The organism is Microbacterium sp. NPDC079356 (assembly GCF_049545465.1).
Classification (GTDB): Bacteria; Actinomycetota; Actinomycetes; order Actinomycetales; family Microbacteriaceae; genus Microbacterium; species Microbacterium gawkjiense.
In genome coordinates this window covers 1-2,909 of the sequence record NZ_JBMWDN010000016.1, presented here as the reverse complement: position 1 = coordinate 2,909, position 2,909 = coordinate 1, and the positions used below count along the sequence as shown (strand labels likewise).

At 67.2% G+C, this 2,909-nt stretch carries 4 protein-coding genes; all 4 read left to right on the top strand.

Going from position 1 to position 2,909, the window contains the following annotated elements; genetic code table 11:
* Positions 1–112 precede the first annotated feature (112 nt).
* Positions 113–658, top strand: a complete 546-nt coding sequence (locus tag ACPEH0_RS14720) for a hypothetical protein (RefSeq protein ID WP_366214742.1) — start codon at positions 113–115, stop codon at positions 656–658.
* Between the two features lie 376 nt (positions 659–1,034).
* Positions 1,035–1,856, top strand: a complete 822-nt coding sequence (locus ACPEH0_RS14715) for an SDR family NAD(P)-dependent oxidoreductase (RefSeq protein ID WP_366214741.1) — start codon at positions 1,035–1,037, stop codon at positions 1,854–1,856.
* A 44-nt stretch (positions 1,857–1,900) separates the two neighbouring features.
* The gene (locus ACPEH0_RS14710; RefSeq protein ID WP_366214740.1) at positions 1,901–2,176 is read left to right on the top strand and encodes a DUF6412 domain-containing protein; all 276 of its coding nucleotides are present in this window, start codon (positions 1,901–1,903) and stop codon (positions 2,174–2,176) included.
* A gap of 84 nt (positions 2,177–2,260) precedes the next feature.
* Positions 2,261–2,909: YidC/Oxa1 family membrane protein insertase (locus ACPEH0_RS14705; protein ID WP_366214739.1), on the top strand; the 649-nt coding region annotated here is incomplete at its 3' end.

Sequence of the window (2,909 nt, the reverse complement as noted above, 5' to 3'; positions counted from 1 at the left end):
GCTGTTCGACATGATCTGACCAGTCTCCCTGCCCGCGACTCCGGGCGACAGGACGACTCTCAGAACCACCGGACCTACGAAACGGGGTCAGCCCAGCGGCGCTGTCATCGATTTGAAGAGCGGGAGGGACGTCGTTGGAACCCTCGACGAAGCAGTCAGGATTCAGCTCCTCATGTACGCTCACCTCTTTCGTGCGAAGTATGGCAAGTTGCCCACCACTGTCGCTGCGTTCAGTCTCATCCGCGGCGCCGTCCCGATCGAGTTCTCCGTGGAAGAAGTGGACGAACTGATCGAGCGCGTGCACGAGGTTCGTGCGATGAAGGACGCTGTCGCATCGCCCGACGAAGTCGGATGCCGATACTGCTCGCGACGGTTGCGATGCGACCCGCACTGGGTCGCCGCGAAGGAGTGGCCAAAGCCTGACTGCGTAGAAGGCCGACTGACCAAGATCGAGCGGGCGGCCGCAGGGATGATCGCGCTCCGCGTGGAAACCCCGACGACGACTGAGTGGGTGACCAACCTCGACGCTCACCAAGCGACAAACCTGCCAGCGATCGGCGAGCACCTACGCGTCGTTCGGATTTCGCAGCGTCGCCACACCGAGTGGGTAGCGTCCACCGTCACTCGGGTCGGACCGAAGGCGTCATCGACGGACTGATCGACCACATCACCACCACGTCGCCGTCATGTCGAGGGGCATCGGCAAGTCGGCTCCGCCGACGCCGCCATATACGCTTGATTTGCCGCGGGTTTCTGCCCGCGTTTCGCCCGCAAACGGTTTGCTGCGACCTGTTTTCGGCGGACGCTCAATGTTGCCTGGTTATCTCAGAATCCGCGTGATTCCGCGGTTCTTGCAGGTATAGGTCCGATCGAGCATTATGCTCAGTCGTGTTGGAGTCCCTCCTGGGGATGTTGCCTGACGATAGGTGAGCCCTGCGCTCGCACGAGTTGCGCCGAGCTTCCGATACGCAGTCACACATCCCTCATCTCGTCAAGGCAACGCGACAGCATCGCACACGTGTGACACTCACCCCATGCGCACCATCGTCATCACCGGAGCCAGCGACGGGATCGGGACCGCGGCATCCCGTCAGCTCGTCGCTCGGGGTCACCGTGTCGTTCTCGTCGGCCGTTCGCCGAAGAAGACGCGGGCTGTCGCGGCTGAGCTCGGCACGCCGTACCACCTCGCCGACTTCTCCGACCTGGCGCAGGTGCGCCGGCTGGCGGGGGAGCTGCTCGAGGCGTACTCGCGCATCGACGTGCTCGCGAACAACGCGGGCGGGGTGTTCGGCAAGCGGCAGCTGACCGGCGACGGGTTCGAGCAAACGTTCCAGGTGAACCACCTCGCGCCGTTCCTGCTGACGAACCTGCTGCGCGAGCGGCTGGTCGAGAGCGAGGCATCCGTCATCCAAACAGCGAGCGCGGCGGCGCGACTGTTCTCGCGGTTCGACGTCACCGACCTCAACGCCGCGCGCCGCTACTCGGGGTGGCGGGCGTACGGCAACGCGAAGCTCGCGAACATCCTCTTCACCCGCGAGCTGCAGCGCCGATGGGGGAGCGACGGCGTCTCAGCGGTCGCGTTCCACCCCGGCGTTGTGGCGACGAACTTCGCGGGCAACACGGGCGGTGCTCTGCGGTGGATGTACCACAGCCCCCTCGCACGCCGCGTGCTGACGACGACGGAGGAGGGCGGCAAACGGCTCGTGTTCCTCGCCGACGGCACCCCGCGCGAGGACTGGCTGCCCGGCGCCTACTACGAGAACGACCGCGTCACGAAGACGCACCGCCTCGCGACCGACCCGCGCCTCGCGCAGGAACTGTGGGAGCGCAGCGCGGAGATGGTGCAGCTCGGGTGAGGCTCCGTTAGCCTGAGGTCCACACGACGCGACGGGAGGCGAGCATGATCCACGACCTCTTGCGCGTCGTCCTCGAGGTCCTCGGGCTGCTCGTCGCCGTCGATCCCTCGATGAGCGGAGCCGCTCTCACCGTCGCGCTGCTCGCGCTCGCGGTTCTCACGCTCGCGCTCCTCGCGACCGCCGCGCACGCGAGCACGCGCGGAGCGGCGCCGCATCCCACCCGTCGCATCGAACTCACGGCACCGCTCGCGCAGAGCGACCCCGACGCGGCCGGACACGTCCGCCGTCGCGGGCCCGGTCAGGTGACCGCGGCCGCGTAGCGTCGAACCGTCCGGGCACCTGGTGCCCCGGCATCCGTTCGCGGCCGATCAGCCGACCCTGATCGCTCCGACGAACGGAACCCCGTGGACATCACCACCCTGCCTGTCATCTCCACACTGCTCGACCTCACCTCGCGCGGCCTGCTCGCCCTGACCACGCTGCTCACCCCCTCGACGGGAGCCTTCGCCGGCGCGCTTGCCATCGTGCTCGTGACCCTCGTGGTGCGGGCGGCACTCATCCCCGCCGGCATCGCGCAAGCCAAAGCCGACCAGGCACGGATGCGGCTCGCGCCACGCCTGCGCGAGATCCAGACCCGGTACCGCGGCGACCGGGAACGCCTGCAGCGCGAGACGATGCAGCTCTACCGCTCCGAGAACGTGTCGCCGTTCGCGAGCTGTTTGCCGATCCTCATCCAGGCGCCGATCGTCGGGCTGCTGTACTCCGTGTTCATTCACGCGAGCATCGCCGGACACGCGAACGAGCTGCTGTCGCAGACGCTGCTCGGCGTTCCGCTGGGCACGAGCCTGCTGCACGCCGTCACGACCGGAACCGCCGATGTGGTGACCTGGCTGGTGATCGGATGCCTGGTCCTGGCGATCGCGGCGGTGGGGGAGATCACGCGCCGGGCGTTTCGGGTTGGGCTGACCCCGTTTCGTAGGTCCGGTGGTTCTGAGAGTCGTCCTGTCGCCCGGAGTCGCGGGCAGGGAGACTGGTCAGATCATGTCGAACAGC

Excerpts from the sequence above, each read along its gene's own strand:
- ACPEH0_RS14710 (WP_366214740.1), top strand. The coding sequence starts at position 1,901 with ATGATCCACGACCTCTTGCGCGTCGTCCTCGAGGTCCTCGGGCTGCTC.
- ACPEH0_RS14715 (WP_366214741.1), top strand. The coding sequence starts at position 1,035 with ATGCGCACCATCGTCATCACCGGAGCCAGCGACGGGATCGGGACCGCG.